General features: G+C 53.8%; 17 protein-coding genes. 8 read left to right on the top strand and 9 right to left on the bottom strand.

Translation table 11 applies throughout. The annotated features are described in order from the left end of the window. Window positions 1–108: 108 nt before the first annotated feature. Window positions 109–756, bottom strand: a complete 648-nt coding sequence (locus tag IV04_RS06795) for a TetR family transcriptional regulator (RefSeq protein WP_037398883.1) — start codon at window positions 754–756, stop codon at window positions 109–111. 189 nt (window positions 757–945) lie between these two features. Between IV04_RS06795 and IV04_RS06790 the strand changes: the two genes are divergently transcribed. Continuing rightward, window positions 946–2,808 (top strand): bifunctional sugar phosphate isomerase/epimerase/4-hydroxyphenylpyruvate dioxygenase family protein, encoded by a 1,863-nt coding sequence (locus tag IV04_RS06790; RefSeq protein ID WP_037398885.1) that lies wholly within the window; start codon window positions 946–948, stop codon window positions 2,806–2,808. A gap of 7 nt (window positions 2,809–2,815) precedes the next feature. On the opposite strand, the gene IV04_RS06785 is transcribed toward IV04_RS06790, so the two are convergent. Beyond that, window positions 2,816–3,703 (bottom strand): shikimate dehydrogenase, encoded by an 888-nt coding sequence (locus IV04_RS06785; RefSeq protein WP_037398888.1) that lies wholly within the window; start codon window positions 3,701–3,703, stop codon window positions 2,816–2,818. 481 nt (window positions 3,704–4,184) lie between these two features. On the opposite strand from IV04_RS06785, the gene IV04_RS06780 reads away from it, so the two are divergent. Beyond that, window positions 4,185–5,591, top strand: a complete 1,407-nt coding sequence (locus tag IV04_RS06780) for an aromatic acid/H+ symport family MFS transporter (protein ID WP_051916712.1) — start codon at window positions 4,185–4,187, stop codon at window positions 5,589–5,591. A 39-nt stretch (window positions 5,592–5,630) separates the two neighbouring features. Here the strand turns inward: IV04_RS06780 and cmoB are convergent, their stop codons facing one another. The 5 genes from cmoB to IV04_RS06755 all read right to left on the bottom strand — a co-directional run bounded on the left by cmoB (window position 5,631) and on the right by IV04_RS06755 (window position 9,376). Then, window positions 5,631–6,602, bottom strand: coding sequence for a tRNA 5-methoxyuridine(34)/uridine 5-oxyacetic acid(34) synthase CmoB (gene cmoB / locus IV04_RS06775; RefSeq protein ID WP_037398891.1), 972 nt, complete (start codon window positions 6,600–6,602; stop codon window positions 5,631–5,633). Beyond that, window positions 6,599–7,342 (bottom strand): carboxy-S-adenosyl-L-methionine synthase CmoA, encoded by a 744-nt coding sequence (cmoA, locus tag IV04_RS06770; protein WP_037398894.1) that lies wholly within the window; start codon window positions 7,340–7,342, stop codon window positions 6,599–6,601. Before cmoA ends, cmoB begins: the two co-directional genes overlap by 4 nt. Before the next feature lie 102 nt (window positions 7,343–7,444). Beyond that, entirely contained in the window at window positions 7,445–7,840 is a 396-nt protein-coding gene (locus IV04_RS06765; RefSeq protein ID WP_037398897.1) for an MAPEG family protein, read from the bottom strand. An 89-nt stretch (window positions 7,841–7,929) separates the two neighbouring features. Continuing rightward, entirely contained in the window at window positions 7,930–8,745 is an 816-nt protein-coding gene (locus IV04_RS06760; RefSeq protein ID WP_152562831.1) for a DUF72 domain-containing protein, read from the bottom strand. Window positions 8,746–8,803: 58 nt separating this feature from the next. Beyond that, window positions 8,804–9,376 carry a hydrolase gene (locus tag IV04_RS06755; RefSeq protein ID WP_037398901.1) on the bottom strand — a complete coding sequence of 191 codons (573 nt, stop codon included), beginning with the start codon at window positions 9,374–9,376 and terminating at the stop codon, window positions 8,804–8,806. A gap of 416 nt (window positions 9,377–9,792) precedes the next feature. Between IV04_RS06755 and aspS the strand changes: the two genes are divergently transcribed. The 6 genes from aspS to ruvB all read left to right on the top strand — a co-directional run bounded on the left by aspS (window position 9,793) and on the right by ruvB (window position 15,194). Further along, window positions 9,793–11,577 carry an aspartate--tRNA ligase gene (gene aspS, locus IV04_RS06750; protein WP_037398902.1) on the top strand — a complete coding sequence of 595 codons (1,785 nt, stop codon included), beginning with the start codon at window positions 9,793–9,795 and terminating at the stop codon, window positions 11,575–11,577. Beyond that, a complete protein-coding gene (gene nudB / locus IV04_RS06745; RefSeq protein WP_037398904.1) occupies window positions 11,577–12,023 on the top strand; it encodes a dihydroneopterin triphosphate diphosphatase in 447 nt (148 codons plus the stop codon). Before aspS ends, nudB begins: the two co-directional genes overlap by 1 nt. An 84-nt stretch (window positions 12,024–12,107) precedes the next feature. Beyond that, window positions 12,108–12,851: a YebC/PmpR family DNA-binding transcriptional regulator gene (locus IV04_RS06740; RefSeq protein ID WP_037398906.1), complete on the top strand. Its 744-nt coding sequence runs from the start codon at window positions 12,108–12,110 to the stop codon at window positions 12,849–12,851. A gap of 67 nt (window positions 12,852–12,918) precedes the next feature. Beyond that, the gene (ruvC, locus tag IV04_RS06735) at window positions 12,919–13,440 is read left to right on the top strand and encodes a crossover junction endodeoxyribonuclease RuvC (protein WP_037398908.1); all 522 of its coding nucleotides are present in this window, start codon (window positions 12,919–12,921) and stop codon (window positions 13,438–13,440) included. Between the two features lie 116 nt (window positions 13,441–13,556). After that, window positions 13,557–14,171, top strand: coding sequence for a Holliday junction branch migration protein RuvA (gene ruvA, locus IV04_RS06730; RefSeq protein ID WP_037398910.1), 615 nt, complete (start codon window positions 13,557–13,559; stop codon window positions 14,169–14,171). Window positions 14,172–14,186: 15 nt separating this feature from the next. Further along, window positions 14,187–15,194, top strand: a complete 1,008-nt coding sequence (ruvB, locus tag IV04_RS06725) for a Holliday junction branch migration DNA helicase RuvB (RefSeq protein ID WP_037398913.1) — start codon at window positions 14,187–14,189, stop codon at window positions 15,192–15,194. 40 nt (window positions 15,195–15,234) lie between these two features. Here the strand turns inward: ruvB and znuB are convergent, their stop codons facing one another. Together znuB and znuC are read right to left on the bottom strand one after the other, a co-directional pair. Then, complete coding sequence (znuB, locus tag IV04_RS06720; RefSeq protein WP_037398914.1) at window positions 15,235–16,020, bottom strand: zinc ABC transporter permease subunit ZnuB; 786 nt, start codon at window positions 16,018–16,020, stop codon at window positions 15,235–15,237. Beyond that, on the bottom strand, window positions 16,017–16,775 hold the full coding sequence (znuC, locus tag IV04_RS06715) for a zinc ABC transporter ATP-binding protein ZnuC (RefSeq protein ID WP_037398918.1): 759 nt from the start codon (window positions 16,773–16,775) through the stop codon (window positions 16,017–16,019). The genes znuB and znuC overlap by 4 nt, the downstream gene beginning before the upstream one ends. Window positions 16,776–16,826: the final 51 nt, after the last annotated feature.

Below are 16,826 nucleotides of genomic sequence, written 5' to 3'. Positions count from 1 at the left end.
TTGGCAGTGTATAAGCGAGGAGTTGTTACATTAAAGTGAATTTTACAAACCGTTTACATAACCTAAGGTAATGCAATATAGCTGCATTAGCACCGGCAATGACTCAATTTATCGCGATAGATAACGGGTTGTGGCGACCACAGCCATTTTCCGATGATGAGCAATCTGTTCTTCGGTTGACTGGTTACTTTCAAAAAGCGTATTGAAAGTATATTGGTTAGAGACATGGTGGAAACACAGGCTACTGATCAGGCGGTGAACGTCGTGGGCGGTGACTTCATCATTAAATAGCTGTTTGGCTTTACCACGCGCCAGAATATCTTCCAACAGCGTGAGAGCACTCTGGTTGAGCTCGCGGATATGCGGAGATTGGCTGATGTATTTACCGCGCATCATGTTTTCCATACAAATCAGCCGAATAAAATCTGGGTGTGTGACGTGGTAATTAAAGCTTTCTTCCACCAGTTTCACGATGGCTTCTGCCGGTGGCAAAGTATGTAACGCCAGCCCGGATTCATGATCGCGGATGTGCTGATAAACGTGCTCCAGTACCGCCAGATACAGCGTTTCTTTGTTCTTGAAGTGATAAACCACCATGCGTTTAGTGGTTTCTGCCTGTTGGGCAATATTCTCCAGACGTGCGCCTTTCAGGCCGAATTCAGCGAATTCCAGCAATGCTCCAGTAAAGATGCGCAGTTTCAAACCTTGGGGATCGTTTTTGCGTTTGCCGCTTGGTGAGTCGATTGTTTTTAACATCAAGAGGTTGGCAGTTGAGGGAACACCCGCTAAGAGTAACCGCCGTCTCGTGCTAATACAACCTTCGCCCTGGTTATTTTGTGATCTCTGTTAAGGGGTTGTTAACGTCATTTTTAACCAGTTTGACTTTGTGAACCTTTTGGTACATTTTCGATATCAGATGGTACTTGGGTCACAACGGAGAATCTTATGCTGCGTTCAATAGCAACGGTATCGATTGCCGGTACGTTACCGGAGAAGTTGGCAGCGATCGCTGCTGCGGGTTTCGACGGCGTAGAAATTTTTGAAAACGATCTGCTCTACTTTCCGGGCAAGCCAGCAGAAATACGCCAGCGTGCGCAAGATCTGGGGCTGGTGATTACGTTGTACCAGCCATTTCGCGACTTTGAAGGGGCTCCACGTTCATTGATGGCAAGCAACCTGGAGCGCGCGCGGCGCAAGTTTGCGCTGATGCACGAACTGGGATGCGATCGCATGCTGCTGTGCAGCAACGTTTCGCCAACCAGTTCCGGTCAATTCGAGCAGCAGGTGGAGGATTTGGCGCAGTTGGCTGATTTGGCGCAACAGCAGGAGATCGTGGTGGCCTATGAAGCCTTGGCCTGGGGCCAGCACGTCAAGCGTTATCGGCAGGCGTGGGAACGGGTGAAGGCGGTTGACAGCCCGGCTTTGGGTCTGGCGTTGGACAGTTTCCATATTCTGGCTTTAGGCGACACTCTTGATCGGTTGGACGATATTCCGCAGGAAAAGATCGCCTTTCTACAACTGGCAGACGCTCCGTGGCTGAACATGGATGTCATCGAATGGAGCCGCCATTTCCGCTGTTTCCCCGGCCAAGGTGCGTTACCGCTGGTGGATTTTGCCGCAGCGCTGTTGCGCAAAGGCTACGATGGCCCGTGGTCGTTAGAAGTATTTAATGACGGTTTCCGCGCGGCTCCCAGCAGCGCAACGGCACAGGATGGTCTGCGCTCGCTATTACTGCTGGAAGAGCAAGCACAGGCGGCGTTGGGGCGGATCGAGCCCGGTATATTCAGCAGTGCGCCGTTACCACAGCGTCAGGCGATCGAGTTTCTGGAGTTTGCGGTTAACGCGGCAGAGGCGGATGAATTGGCGCGCTGGCTGGGGCAACTGGGCTTTAACCATTGTGGCGACCATCGTTCCAAGCGTGTGGCGCTTTACCAGAATGGTGGTGTTCGAGTGGTGCTTAACCAGCAACCCGATTCTTTTGCTGCGGGTTACCATGAGCAGCACGGCGCTTCGTTATGCGCGGTGGCTTGCCGTAGCGAGCGCCCACAGGCGCTGTTGCAGCGCGCCAAAGATTTTACCTATCCGTCTTATCAAGGGCAGGTTGGCCCTAATGAGCATGAGATCCCTGCGCTCTGTATGCCAGATGGCAGCTTGATCTACCTGTTTAGTGAGCAGACCAGCGACGTTTACCAGGATGATTTTCGCCTGCGCCCCCAGCTTGCCGCACCTGAGCCACGCCTGGAAGGGGTCGACCATCTGGCCTTGGCGATGCCCGCCAGCGCACTGGACAACTGGGTGATGTTCCTGCGCAGCGTTCTGGGGATGCAGGCGGATGTCGAACAGTTGCTGCCCGATCCTTACGGGCTGGTGCGCAGCAAGGCGTTGCACACCCAGTGTAACGGTATCCGCTTACCGCTGAATGCGTCGCAAAGCCTGGATACGCTCAGCGCGCGCACTGTAGAAGCCTATCGCGGTAGCGGGTTGCAGCATGTGGCTTTCTCCACGGCCAACATTTTTCAGGCAGTGGCTGCCGCCAGGCAAAATGGCGTTGCACTGCTGAGTATTTCCGATAACTACTATGACGATCTGGCAACCCGCTTCAGTCTGGACGTGGAGTTTGTTGCTCAATTGCGGCAGCACCATATTCTTTACGACCGCGATCCGGCAGGGGGGGAGTTGTTGCATGTTTACACCCAACCTTTCACTGGCGGGTGTTTCTTTTTTGAACTGTTGGAAAGACGTGGTGGCTATAGCCAGTACGGTGTGGTCAACGGCGCAGCACGCCTGGCGGCGATGCGCCAGGGGTAGCTGCGGTTCAGGCATTGCTAACGCAAACCTGTTGAAAAATTTCCAGCATATGTTCGCGGTCTGGTGGCAAACCGGTGTAAAGCTCAAATGCCTGAGCGGCCTGGAATACCACCATGCCGTCGCCGCCAATCGCCCGACAGCCTTTTTCGCGTGCGCGCAGCACCAGTTCGGTTTCTCTTGGAACGTAAATCACATCGGCGACCCAATGGTGCGGCGTTAACCAGTCAAGATTGATGGGCACACCGGGGTGGCCGCTCATGCCGATCGGCGTTGCCTGCACCAGACCGCTGCTGTCAGCCAATGCCTGCTGCGGGTTGTCGGTGATGCTGATTCGTTCGGGGCCGAAATGCAGCAGCAACTGTTGGTACAGCGCTTCGCTGCGTGCCGTATCGCGATCGTACAGTGCCAGATGCTTGACGCCGTATTCCAACAGGCCATAGGCGCTGGCGCTGCCAGCACCGCCAGCGCCGACTTGCAGCACGCGTTCAATATTCACATCAGCCAAGTGACGGCGGAAATGGCTGATAAAACCGGGGCAGTCAGTATTGTGACCGATGCGCTGGCCGTGGCGAAACAGGACGGTATTGACCGCGCCAATCGCGCTAGCCTGAGGTGAGAGTTGATCCAGATAAGGGATGATTTGCTGCTTGAATGGGTGAGTGACGTTACAACCGGTAAAACCGAGGGTTTCCAGGCTGCGCAAGACATCCGGCAGCGCTTCAGCCCCCCAACCGCGTTGGGTAAAGTCCAGTAACTGGTAGCTGCAACGCAAGCCTTGGCGGCGCGCTTCAAGTTCGTACAGTTGAGGAGAAAGAGAGCCTTGGATATCTCTGCCTAACAGTGCCAGCAGATAAAGCGGTGGGCGCGATGTGGCCAAATGGGTGTTCGCATTCATGGTGAGCTCCAATGGTCTTAAGGGTTAGCCAGATAATCATTGTTATCATAAAATGAACCATATGGTTCTTTATGTAAACGTCAGGTATGGGATTTGTGACGACTATCAAAGGTAAAACCAAGAGGCGAGTAGAGCTGTAACCCACTGGATATGATGAGATTCACATATTTGCAACAATATTTTTACTTGAATTTTGGGTGTTAAGTATAGTCGAAATGGTATTTTAAATTTAATTATTTCAATACATTAAGGAATGAATTAACTATTTATTGTGCTAATTTCACACAATTAAAATGTACCAAATAGTTCGATAACCGCCCGAATTATCGTATTCTCCCATTGCTAGCATCCGTGTGAGTTCTTACATTCTAGGTACGATAAGCGCATCAGGGGGCGATAATCGCCCATTTGATTGCTGCTGTTATCATCGTTCGCTGGCGCATGACTCAACGGCGTGGAGAAGGATTCTACCCTGTTCATGATGAGCAACGTCTGCGGCATAGCCGAAAGTACGGAGGAAAATATTGTGGCTGCAAACGAGATAGATGTAAGGGAGTTGATCAACCAGCGCCCGTTAGGGCGGTTTCAGCGGCTGATTATCTGCTTGGGATTTATTGTGATAGCGCTGGATGGTTTCGACATCACCCTGATGGGCTTTATCGCGCCGGAGTTGAAAGCACAGTGGGGAGTGGCTAACCACCAATTGGGATGGGTGATCAGCGCCGCGCTGGTCGGGTTAACGCTCGGGGCCTTGTTCTCCGGCCCGCTGGCCGATCGCTTAGGCCGCCGGGTGATTATCATCAATAGCGTATTTTTCTTTGGCTTTTGGACCATCATCACGGCCTTTTCGCAGAATATCGACCAGATGACCTTTTTCCGCTTTATGACCGGGTTGGGCATGGGGGCGGCGATGCCCAATGTTGGCACGCTGATCTCTGAATATGCGCCAGAGAAAAAGCGATCGTTCCTGATTACCGTGGTGTTTTGTGGCTTTACCTTTGGGGCGGCGATCGGTGGGTTTGCCGCTTCATGGTTGATTCCACGTTTTGGCTGGCATTCTCTGCTGTTGCTAGGGGGCGTTTTGCCATTACTAAGCGTGCCGCTATTGCTGCTGAAATTGCCGGAATCGGTGCGATTTTTGGTGACCAAGCGCGCCAGCACCCAACGTATCAGCAAGATCGTCGAAAAGCTGGCACCGGGCAGCACCCATCCAGAAACCCGCTTTACGTTACCGCCGCTGGTAGGCAAAGGGGCGGTACGGGTGGTTGTCTCGCGTGATTACCGGTTTGGCAGCGTAATGTTGTGGATAGGTTACTTTATGGCGTTGTTTCTGGTCTATCTGTTGGGCAGTTGGTTGCCAACGCTGGTAAAAGAGATCGGCCTCAGCGTGGCACAGGCGGCGGTGATCACTGCGCTGTACCAAGCTGGGGGGACTTTTGGTTCCCTGTTTGCCGGTTGGATGATGGACAGAGTCAACCCGCATCGGGCGCTGGGGTGTATTTATCTGGTAGGGGCGGCTTTTACTCTGTCGATCGGCTTGGCGGCTCACAGTGAGATCTTGCTGGGGTTGCTGGCGTTCGGTTGCGGTTTTTGCCTGAACGGTGCTAATACCGGCATGAATGCGCTTTCTGCGGGTTATTATCCCACCGAAGCACGCGCTACCGGTTCCAGTTGGATGCACGGTATTGGCCGTACTGGTGCCATTCTGAGCGCTTTTGCCGGAGCACAAATGCTGGCCTGGGGATGGGAGTTCACGCAAGTATTTGCCATTATTGCGATTCCGGCGGTGATTACCGCCTGCACTATTTTCGCCAAAGGAATATGGGGATATCACCGGCAACCGTTAACGGCTAAGCAAGAGAGGGTGCAGCAGTCATCGGCAGCTTAAGGCAGGCAGCACAGACGTTATGTCTGTGCTGGGTTTGATTCAGGGTTTTCGCGCGGTTAATACCGCGCGCAGTGGCGCTGGGTAACCCTCGATGGTCTTGCTATGATCGTTTGGATCAAGGAATTCAGCCAGGGATTCGCTGGTCATCCAACCGGTGCGGCGCTGCTCTTCGGTGCTGGTGAGGCACATATCCGCAATTTTGACGTCAACAAAGCCGCATTTTTCCAGCCAGCATTTCAGCGCTTCTGCTGAAGGGATAAAGTAAACGTTACGCATCTGCGCGTAGCGATCACCCGGTACCAGCACCTGATGACGATCGCCTTCCACTACCAGCGTTTCCAGCACCAATTCCCCTTCGGCGACCAGCTGGTTTTTCAACTGATACAGATGATCCAGTGGTGAACGACGGTGATACAGCACGCCCATGGAGAATACAGTGTCGAACGCCGCCAGTTCCGGCAGTTGTTCAATACCGAGCGGCAGTACGTGAGCCCGTTGATCGCCGCCTAACAGTTTCCGCACGGCTTCAAACTGGCAGAGGAATAGTTGCATCGGGTCAATACCCACGGCCAGATGGGCCCCTTCACCCACCATGCGCCACAAGTGGTAACCGCTACCGCAACCGACATCGAGAATGGTGCGGCCAGCCAGCGGAGAAATATGCGGCAACACGCGATCCCACTTCCAGTCGGAATGCCATTCGGTATCGATATCAATACCATACAGAGAGAATGGCCCTTTGCGCCACGGCATCAGGGTGCGCAGCATTTTCTCTATCCCCTCGAGCTGGCCAGGCGACAGCGGTTGCTCCATATCTGCCCGTACGCCATGCAGCAGATCGAGGTGCGTCGGGTTCAGTTCAGGCAAGTGTTCTACCGAGTTGAACCACTGCTTGAACTTGCCATGCAGCGATTCACGTTGCCAGGCGCTGATTTGGGCGGGCAGGGTATCCAGCCAATGGCTGAGTGGCCCTTTAGCAATACGCTGATAAAAATCACCAAACTCAATCATGCGGCTTCTCCTGATTTCAGGGCGATCAACGAACCAAAGTTAAAGCACTGGAACCAGACTTCGGCATGTTCAAACCCTGCCTGTTGCAGCCGCGCCTTATGGGTTTCTACGGAATCGGTCAGCATCACGTTTTCCAACATGCTGCGCTTTTGGCTGATTTCCAGCTCGCTGTAGCCGTTAGCACGTTTGAAATCATGGTGCATATTAAACAGCAGTTCACCTACGTCGTTATCTTCAAAGCTGAATTTTTCCGACAGTACCAGCGCGCCGCCGGGCCGCAGCCCAAGGTACACTTGTTGCAACAGGCGCAGGCGATCGGCGGGCTCAAGGAATTGCAGAGTAAAGTTCAGCACCACCATCGAGGCATTTTCGATATTGATGTTCAGAATATCCGCTTCAACCACCTCAACCGGCGTCTCGGCGCGGAAGGCATCAAGGTGTCGGCGGCAGCGTTCCACCATCGCCGGTGAGTTATCGACGGCAATAATTTTGCAGCCCGCCACGTTGATATTTCGCCGCATCGACAGCGTTGCAGCACCGAGCGAACAACCCAGGTCATACACTTGGCTGCCCGGTTGGACAAAGCGTTCGGCCAGCATGCCAATCATCGAGATGATATTGGAATAACCGGGCACAGAACGCTGGATCATGTCAGGGAAAACTTCGGCAACGCGTTCGTCGAAGGTCCAGTCGCCCAGTTTGGCGATCGGTGCGGAGAAAAGAGTATCGCGGTTTGGCATAACGGCAAATCAGGTCAGAATTCGAAGGCGCGTATACTACCAGAAAAAGACGGGAAATAATCCATACCCGTCGTCTTTCAAACGCCGCATCGGAACTCAGGGTTAATGTACGCTGAACACCAGTTCCCAAGGCAGATAGGCAATATTTGCGATGACCATCAGAATTAACGAAGTATAGGTGGCCGCCATTCCCGAACGGCGCCAACTGACTTCATGGTTGCGCAAACCATAGAAGTGCACCAGTCTGCCAGCCATCAGTAATAGCCCACAAATATGGATCATCCACACCTCGGCACCGTTCATCTCCATAATCACCAGCAGAACGGTAGCAATAGGGATGTATTCTACCGCATTGCCATGGACACGGATCGCGGTTTGCAGTTCGTAAAAGCCACCGTCACCATTAGCGACACGGTACTGCATCCTTAATCTGACTACGTCAAAGGAGAGTTTGATCAACAACAATGCGCCAAGCACAACGTAGAGTGCGCTTACCATTTTTAACTCCATTTCCTAACTAAATCAGGCCACGAGTATGATAACCGCCATTATGGGGACTGTCGCGATGAAAAAACCAATGTTATTGGCTAAAACAGGGCATTCTGTTCAGGCCAGTCCGGTGGAGCGGGTAAATTCGGAATAGTCTGGTATAGCTGTTGCCAGATTTTTTGCGCCTGTTGCGGTGAATCACCGTTATCTGGCGTGTGAATGAACAGATAAGGCTGATGCTGTTGCTGCCAGAGCGGGAGTTTCTGTTGCCAGGGAGCAAACCAGCGCAGATTGTCGTCCAGCACATCTCCGCCGATAAAACGTACCAGCGGATTATCGGCAGTGACGATCGCGTGTACCGGCAATTTGGGCTTTTTCTGTTGTGCATCACGGACGGCTGCGGTGTTTGGTTTGGCATTGTGTACCGGGCGGCTATCCAGAATCACCCGATTGATCCCGCGCTGATGCAGCCCTTGATTGAGTGCCAGCTCGTCCTCACCCTTCGCGAAAAACGCCGTATGGCGCACTTCTACCCCGTAAGTAAAGGCTTTTGGCAGGGTGTCGAAAAACTGCCACAGAATGGGCAAGTGCTCAGGGCTGAAAGCGGCAGGCAGTTGCAGCCAAAGCTGGCCGATGCGTGAATGGATTGGGTTCAGACAATCATAGAATGCCTGAATCTCATCAGTACAGTGGCGCAACGCGGCTTTATGGCTGATATCTGCCGGGAATTTGAAACAAAAACGGAAATCATCGTTAGTCATATCGCGCCAGCGATGGACTATCTCCAACTTCGGTAATGCGTAGAAAGTGGTATTGCCTTCCACGCAGTTAAAATAACGGCTGTAATCTGCCAGATCGCGCAGCCCGATACGGTTCCAGGCTGAGTGTTGCCACTGAGGCAATCCGATATATATCAATCTGTTGTCTTCCCTGTTTTTTGCCAAGTCACAATCTAGCAGATTTTACACTAGGTTACAGCGCCGTCAGGATCTCGCTGGTGCTGCGTACCCGGGCAATACGCGGGAAGATGTTGTCGAAGGCAAACTGATGCATCTCGGTGCTGTAGGTGCTGCACATATCTTCGGCAATTACCAGTTCATAGCCGTGTTCCCAGGCGTTACGCGCGGTGGATTCCACACCGATGTTGGTGGCAATACCGCCCAGCACGATCGACTTGATCCCACGACGGCGCAATTGCAGATCGAGATCGGTGCCATAGAACGCGCCCCACTGGCGTTTGGTGATCAGGATATCGCTGTCACTGACCGCCAATTCTTGTGGGAATTGCCACCACGAATCTGGCAGGCCGCCGACCGGAGTAGGAGAGGGTTTATCGACAGGTTGTTTCAGTGCTTCGGCAAACGAGTCTGACCAACCGACACGTACCAGAAATACCGGTGCGCCTAAAGCACGGAAACGGCCTGCCAGGTGAGCGGCGTGGGTGACGACCTGATGGGCGCTGTGTGGGCCTACGGCGAAGGGCAGAATGCCATCTTGCAGATCAATAAGTACTAACGCGGTGGATTGAGGGTCAAGTTTCAACATTGGGGTCCGTCTCATAGTTAATGCAATTGATGCTGGCAGGCGCATGAGCTCATGGCCGGGCAGCAATGCGAGTGTGAGGCTACGCGAAAAAGTGGCGTTAAGTTAATGGGAGATTTGTTAACTAATGTGTTATTGCGAACAAAGACACCCTACAACTCCAATGCTGAAAAGTATAGCGTTGCAACAATGCGGTGTTCGCACTTATCTGGCGCATGAATTTCCTTTATAATGACCGCCTTTTTTCATCGATCTTTAATCCAACGACCTATACCAAGGGATTTCACGTTTCAGCCAGAGGGCAAGTGCTGGTTGTGCACGGGCGATCATGCTGCGGCGGGTATAGATAACAGCCGTGCGGACAACAGCAATCATGCAATACTCCGGCGGAGTCGGCTTAAGTGTCAAAAGGATAGCGTATGCGTACTGAATATTGCGGGCAGTTGAATCTGGCCCATGTCGGCCAGGAAGTCACTTTATGTGGTTGGGTCAACCGTCGTCGCGATCTGGGCGGCCTGATCTTCATCGATATGCGTGACCGCGAAGGCATCGTGCAGGTGTTTTTCGATCCCGATCAGAAAACGGCGTTCGATAAGGCTTTCGAGCTGCGTAACGAGTTTTGCATCCAGATCGTCGGCACCGTCCGCGCCCGCCCAGACAGCCAGATCAATCAAGATATGGCGACCGGTGAAGTTGAAGTGTTCGCGCACGGCCTGGAGATCATCAACCGTTCCGAACCGTTGCCGCTGGACTCCAACCAGGTCAATACCGAAGAAGCGCGCCTGAAATACCGTTATCTGGATCTGCGTCGCCCGGAAATGGCCGACCGCCTGAAAACCCGTGCCAAAATCACCAGCTTCGTGCGCCGCTTTATGGACAACCACGGTTTCCTTGATATCGAAACCCCGATGCTGACCAAAGCCACGCCAGAAGGGGCGCGTGACTATCTGGTGCCTAGCCGGGTGCATAAAGGCAAATTCTACGCGTTGCCGCAGTCTCCACAGTTGTTCAAACAACTGCTGATGATGTCCGGTTTTGATCGTTACTATCAGATCGTCAAATGCTTCCGTGACGAAGATCTGCGTGCCGATCGTCAGCCTGAATTCACCCAGATCGACGTGGAAACCTCCTTCATGACCGCCGATCAGGTGCGTGAAGTGATGGAGCAACTGGTGCATGAACTGTGGCTGGACGTGAAGGGCGTGGATCTGGGTAAATTCCCGATCATGACCTTTGCAGAGGCCATGCGCCGTTACGGCTCCGACAAACCTGACCTGCGTAACCCGCTGGAACTGGTGGACGTCGCCGATCTGGTGAAAGAGGTTGAGTTTAAAGTGTTCTCCGGCCCAGCGAACGATGCCAAAGGCCGCGTGGCGGTGATTTGTGTACCGGGCGGTGCGCAGTTGACCCGCAAACAGATCGATGAATACGGTGCTTTTGTTAACATCTACGGCGCCAAAGGGTTGGCATGGCTGAAGGTTAACGATCGTGCGGCGGGTATGGAAGGTGTACAAAGCCCAATCGCCAAATTCCTCAGTGCAGAAGTGCTGGAAGCGGTGCTGACACGCGCTAATGCGCAAACCGGCGACATCCTGTTCTTCGGTGCTGACAGCATCAAGATTGTGACCGATGCAATGGGCGCGCTGCGTCTGAAGCTGGGCCGCGATCTGGGGCTGACCAAGCTCGACAGTTGGGCACCGCTGTGGGTGGTGGATTTCCCGATGTTCGAAGAGGATGGCGAAGGCGGTCTGGCGGCGATGCACCATCCGTTCACTGCGCCACGCGATATGAGCCCGGAAGAGTTGGCTAAAGACCCGGTTTCCGCCATTGCCAACGCCTACGATATGGTATTGAACGGCTACGAAGTGGGTGGTGGTTCGGTGCGTATTCACCGCAGTGAAATGCAGCAGACGGTGTTTGGCATCCTCGGTATCAACGAGCATGAGCAACGCGAGAAGTTTGGTTTCCTGCTGGATGCATTGAAGTACGGCACACCACCGCACGCGGGTTTGGCTTTCGGTCTGGATCGTCTGGTGATGCTGCTGACTGGCACGGAAAACATCCGTGACGTGATCGCCTTCCCGAAAACTACGGCGGCAGCTTGCCTGATGACCGATGCTCCAAGCTTTGCCAACCCGGCATCTTTGCAGGAGCTGGCGATCAGCGTAGTGAAGAAAGCGTCGAGCGAGCAAGAGAGCGAGTGATGAATTATAAGCGGCCCGAGTCGATTCTGGTGGTGATTTATGCGCAATCCAGTGGCCGGGTGCTGATGTTACAGCGGCGTGATGATACTGATTTCTGGCAGTCGGTGACCGGCAGCCTGGAAGAAGGTGAGTCACCGCTGCATGCTGCACAGCGTGAAGTCAGCGAAGAAATTGGCATCGACGTCGGCGCAGAGGGTTTGCCGCTGCTTGATTGCCAGCGCTGTGTGGAGTTTGAACTCTTCGTTCATTTGCGGCATCGCTATGCGCCCGGAACCACGCGTAATAAAGAGCACTGGTTCTGTTTGGCTCTGCCCGAAGAACGCGATCCGGTATTAACCGAACACCATGCCTACCAATGGCTTGAAGTGGCGGACGCCGCCAAACTGACCAAGTCGTGGAGCAATCAGCAGGCGATTGAAGAGTTTGTGATCCATTCTATACCCTGAATCATTCGAGTTGCAGGCAAGCTAATACGCCTGCAACTTGGAAGATGGCGGGTGTAACCAGTAGTTCTTTTTGGAGATATTTGTATGGCAGGTCATAGTAAATGGGCCAATACCAAACACCGCAAAGCAGCACAAGATTCCAAGCGCGGTAAGATTTTCACCAAAATTATTCGTGAGTTGGTCACTGCCGCCAAGCTCGGCGGCGGCGATCCGGGTTCTAACCCACGTCTGCGTGCGGCCATCGATAAAGCGCTGTCCAACAACATGACGCGCGATACGCTGAACCGTGCGATTGCGCGTGGTGTCGGTGGTGATGATGATACCAATATGGAAACCATCATTTACGAAGGTTACGGCCCTGGCGGCACGGCGGTGATGATCGAGTGCCTGAGTGATAACCGTAACCGTACCGTGGCAGAAGTGCGTCATGCGTTCACCAAGTGCGGCGGTAATCTGGGTACTGACGGTTCCGTTGCTTACCTGTTCACTAAAAAAGGCGTGATTACTTTCGCACCGGGTCTGGATGAAGATACGGTAATGGAAGCGGCGTTGGAAGCCGGTGCCGAAGATATCGTGACCTACGACGATGGCGCGATCGACGTCTACACTGCCTGGGAAAATCTGGGTGAAGTGAAAGACGCCCTGACCGCTGCCGGGTTCAACGCGGAAGCGGCGGAAGTTTCTATGATCCCATCGACCAAGGCCGATATGGATGCAGAAACTGCGCCTAAACTGCTGCGTCTGATCGATATGCTGGAAGATTGCGACGACGTGCAGGAGGTTTACCATAACGGTGAGATCTCTGACGAGATCGCCGCTACGCTGTAATGCCGGTGACTGATGGCGCTGTCTTTTGGCAGCGCCAGGTAAGATTAAACGCAGGGTGGTGGTAACAATGGCGATCATACTGGGTATCGACCCCGGTTCGCGCGTTACTGGTTATGGCCTGATCCGCCAGCAGGGCCGCCAACTGACCTACGTTGCCAGTGGCTGTATCCGCACCGTGGTTGACGATATGCCGACGCGGTTAAAGCTGATTTATGCCGGTGTCAGTGAGATTATCACCCAGTTCCGCCCGGACTTTTTCGCCATTGAGCAGGTATTTATGGCCAAAAACCCGGATTCTGCGCTCAAACTGGGGCAGGCACGCGGTGTGGCGATTGTGGCTGCGGTGAACCAGAACCTGGAAGTGTTTGAGTATGCGGCGCGCCAGGTGAAGCAGACGGTGGTCGGCACCGGTGCGGCAGAAAAGGCTCAGGTGCAGCATATGGTGCGTGCCTTGCTGAAACTGCCCGCCAACCCGCAGGCTGATGCCGCCGATGCGCTGGCGATTGCCATTACTCACTGTCATCTCAGCCAGAACGTGCTGCGGGTGAGTGCAGGGCGGTTGGATCTGGCGCGTGGTCGGTTGAAATAATAGCGTTATATGTGAAGCTCGGGCTGGATATTCATCCAGCCTTTTTTATGGTATAAGCTTTACCACATTGTGTAGTGGCCAAACACTACCAGCACAGGATCCATTCAGGAGGGGTAATGATAGGTCGTCTCAGAGGAATTATTCTGGAAAAGCAACCGCCGCTGGTGTTGCTGGAAGCCAATGGCGTCGGTTATGAAGTGCATATGCCGATGACCTGCTTCTATGAGCTGCCGGAACTGGGGCAACAGGCGATCGTGTTTACCCACTTCGTGGTGCGTGAAGACGCGCAATTGCTGTATGGGTTCAATGATAAACAGGAACGTGCGCTGTTCCGCGAATTGATCAAAGTGAACGGTGTGGGGCCAAAACTGGCCTTGGCGATCCTTTCCGGCATGTCTGCGCAGCAATTTGTCAGCGCGGTAGAGCGTGAAGAAATCACCGCATTAGTGAAGTTGCCGGGCGTGGGCAAGAAAACCGCCGAGCGCTTGGTGGTCGAAATGAAAGACCGCTTTAAAGGATTGAACGGCGATCTGTTCAACAGCAACAGTGAAATCAGCCTGCCCGCCACCGCAGCCAAAGCCGCAGAAATCGATGTGGAAGCCGAAGCGGCTTCTGCGCTGGTCGCTCTTGGGTATAAACCACAGGAAGCCAGCCGTATGATTGGTAAAGTCGCCAAACCGGGCGCAGATTGCGAAACCTTGATCCGCGACGCCTTGCGGGCGGCACTCTAAGGCAAGGAGTAGAAAATGATTGAAGCAGACCGCCTGATTTCTGCCGAGCCGATCAGTGAAGAAGAGGTTCTGGATCGTGCAATCCGTCCCAAGCTGCTGACGGAATACGTTGGTCAGCCGCATGTGCGTGAACAGATGGAAATTTTTATTCAGGCGGCAAAGCAGCGCGGCGATGCCTTGGATCATCTCTTGATCTTCGGCCCGCCAGGGCTTGGCAAAACGACGTTGGCCAATATTGTCGCCAACGAGATGGGCGTTAATTTGCGCACTACTTCAGGCCCGGTGCTGGAAAAAGCTGGCGATTTGGCGGCGATGCTGACGAACCTTGAACCGCACGACGTGCTGTTTATTGATGAAATTCACCGTCTTTCACCGGTAGTGGAAGAAGTGCTGTATCCAGCGATGGAAGATTACCAACTGGATATCATGATTGGTGAGGGCCCGGCGGCGCGCTCAATTAAGCTCGATCTGCCACCGTTCACCCTGGTCGGTGCCACCACCCGTGCCGGTTCGCTGACGTCACCATTGCGCGATCGTTTTGGTATCGTGCAGCGCCTGGAGTTTTATCAGGTGGCCGATCTGGAGCATATCGTATCGCGCAGTGCCAGTTGCCTTGGGTTAGATCTGTCTGCGGATGGTTCGCATGAAATTGCACGTCGCGCACGTGGAACACCGCGTATCGCCAACCGCCTATTACGCCGGGTGCGTGACTTTGCTGAGGTGCGCGCTAACGGTGTCATCAATGGTGCCGTGGCGATGCAGGCTCTGGATATGCTGAACGTCGATGCTGAAGGTTTTGACTACATGGACCGTAAACTGTTGCTGGCGATTATCGACAAGTTCAACGGTGGCCCGGTGGGGCTAGATAACCTGGCGGCAGCCATTGGTGAAGAGCGCGAAACGATTGAAGACGTTATCGAACCTTTCCTGATCCAGCAGGGGTTTATTCAACGTACGCCGCGTGGCCGTATGGCGACTAATCATGCGTATAAGCACTTTGGCATTGCGCGGGAAGAGAATTAGGAAAGCGTTCAGGGCGCAATAATGCGCCCTGCATTCGATCTTATGCCCGTTGTTTTTTTGACAGGCTCAGGACAAACAGCACCGCAGCGCTTAACACCACCGAAGGCCCGGCTGGTGTATCATAAAGGGCTGAGAACGTCAGGCCACCAGTGACAGCAATAATCCCCACTAAGACCGCGTAACCCGCCATTTGCTCTGGCGTGCGGGCAAAACGGCGAGCAGTGGCGGCAGGGATGATCAATAACGAAGTAATGATCAGTGCGCCGACAAACTTCATCGCCAAACCGATGGTCAAGGCGGTCACCAACATCAGAATCGTGCGCGCGCGCGCCAGATTGACGCCGTCAACGTGGGCCATTTCCGGGCTGATGGTCATCGACAGCAGGTCACGCCATTGCCACCACAGCACCAGTAATACCGCTAGCACGCCAATGCCAATCATCCAGATATCATTCATGGTGACCGACAGCAAATCCCCGAACAGATAAGCCATCAGATCGACTCGCACGTTTGACATAAGTGCAACGACGACCAGCCCGAGCGACAGCGCGCTGTGTGCCATAATCCCGAGCAGGGTATCGATGGAAAGCTGAGGGCGACGTTCCAGCCACACTAACACCAGCGCCAGCAACAGCGTGACGGCGATGACGGCATAAAACGGGTTCACGTCCAGTAGCAAACCGAAAGCCACACCAAGCAACGAAGCATGTGCCAAGGTATCGCCAAAGTAAGACATCTTGCGCCAGACCACAAAAGATCCCAACGGGCCAGCAGCGGCAGCCAACAGCACCCCTGCCAGCCAACCGGGTAATAACAATTCGATCATGCCCCACGGCCCCCGGATTTTTTCAGTACAATTCTGCCTTGCAGATCGTGACGGTGATTATGGTGATGGCGATAAATGGCCAGTTGTTCCGCTCCACGGTTGCCAAACATGGCAATAAATTCCGGGTGCATGGAGACCACTTCGGGCGTACCTGAGCAGCAGATATGCTGGTTCAAGCACAGCACTTCGTCGGTTTTTGCCATCACCAAATGCAAGTCATGGGAAACCATCAGCACAGCGCATCCTAATTCCTGGCGCAACTGATCGATCAGATCGTACAGCGCCAGTTGTCCGTTGACGTCAACCCCTTGAGTCGGTTCATCCAGCACCAGCAATTGTGGGCTGTTCAAGAGTGCGCGCGCCAGCAAAACGCGCTGATTTTCGCCCCCCGAAAGTTTTTGCATCGGCTGTTCGAGCAGGTGAGCGGCATGAACGCGTTTCAATGCTGGTAGAATATCGGCCTGTTTGACGCCGGGTTTGAGGCGCATAAAGCGGCTGACGGTCAGAGGCAGCGTGGCATCAAGATGCAGCTTTTGCGGCACATAGCCGATGCGCAGATTGGGCTGATGCTCAATCGACCCCTCTGTGGGCGAGATCAGGCCAAGCACCACGCGCACCAGCGTGGATTTGCCCGCCCCGTTGGGCCCGAGCAACGTCAGAATGCGGCCTGGTTGCAGCTTGAGCGAGATATTCGACAGAACGCGTCGGGTATCAAAAGTGACTGAAATGTTGTTAAGCGTCGTCAATGTGGACATGTTGTGATTACATTTTGCAGAACTAACCGAATGTTATAATATCACGCTCCT

Source organism: Serratia sp. Ag1, assembly GCF_000743355.1.
Taxonomy (GTDB): domain Bacteria; phylum Pseudomonadota; class Gammaproteobacteria; order Enterobacterales; family Enterobacteriaceae; genus Chania.
Note: the sequence above shows the minus strand (reverse complement) of the source record. Positions and strands in the feature narration are given on the sequence as shown.

Excerpts from the sequence above, each read along its gene's own strand:
- IV04_RS06765 (WP_037398897.1), bottom strand. The coding sequence starts at position 7,840 with ATGGTAAGCGCACTCTACGTTGTGCTTGGCGCATTGTTGTTGATCAAA.
- nudB (WP_037398904.1), top strand. The coding sequence starts at position 11,577 with ATGAATTATAAGCGGCCCGAGTCGATTCTGGTGGTGATTTATGCGCAA.
- znuB (WP_037398914.1), bottom strand. The coding sequence starts at position 16,020 with ATGATCGAATTGTTATTACCCGGTTGGCTGGCAGGGGTGCTGTTGGCT.
- ruvA (WP_037398910.1), top strand. The coding sequence starts at position 13,557 with ATGATAGGTCGTCTCAGAGGAATTATTCTGGAAAAGCAACCGCCGCTG.
- IV04_RS06795 (WP_037398883.1), bottom strand. The coding sequence starts at position 756 with ATGTTAAAAACAATCGACTCACCAAGCGGCAAACGCAAAAACGATCCC.
- IV04_RS06785 (WP_037398888.1), bottom strand. The coding sequence starts at position 3,703 with ATGAATGCGAACACCCATTTGGCCACATCGCGCCCACCGCTTTATCTG.
- ruvB (WP_037398913.1), top strand. The coding sequence starts at position 14,187 with ATGATTGAAGCAGACCGCCTGATTTCTGCCGAGCCGATCAGTGAAGAA.
- cmoA (WP_037398894.1), bottom strand. The coding sequence starts at position 7,342 with ATGCCAAACCGCGATACTCTTTTCTCCGCACCGATCGCCAAACTGGGC.
- IV04_RS06755 (WP_037398901.1), bottom strand. The coding sequence starts at position 9,376 with ATGTTGAAACTTGACCCTCAATCCACCGCGTTAGTACTTATTGATCTG.
- aspS (WP_037398902.1), top strand. The coding sequence starts at position 9,793 with ATGCGTACTGAATATTGCGGGCAGTTGAATCTGGCCCATGTCGGCCAG.
- ruvC (WP_037398908.1), top strand. The coding sequence starts at position 12,919 with ATGGCGATCATACTGGGTATCGACCCCGGTTCGCGCGTTACTGGTTAT.
- cmoB (WP_037398891.1), bottom strand. The coding sequence starts at position 6,602 with ATGATTGAGTTTGGTGATTTTTATCAGCGTATTGCTAAAGGGCCACTC.
- IV04_RS06780 (WP_051916712.1), top strand. The coding sequence starts at position 4,185 with ATGAGCAACGTCTGCGGCATAGCCGAAAGTACGGAGGAAAATATTGTG.
- znuC (WP_037398918.1), bottom strand. The coding sequence starts at position 16,775 with ATGTCCACATTGACGACGCTTAACAACATTTCAGTCACTTTTGATACC.
- IV04_RS06790 (WP_037398885.1), top strand. The coding sequence starts at position 946 with ATGCTGCGTTCAATAGCAACGGTATCGATTGCCGGTACGTTACCGGAG.
- IV04_RS06740 (WP_037398906.1), top strand. The coding sequence starts at position 12,108 with ATGGCAGGTCATAGTAAATGGGCCAATACCAAACACCGCAAAGCAGCA.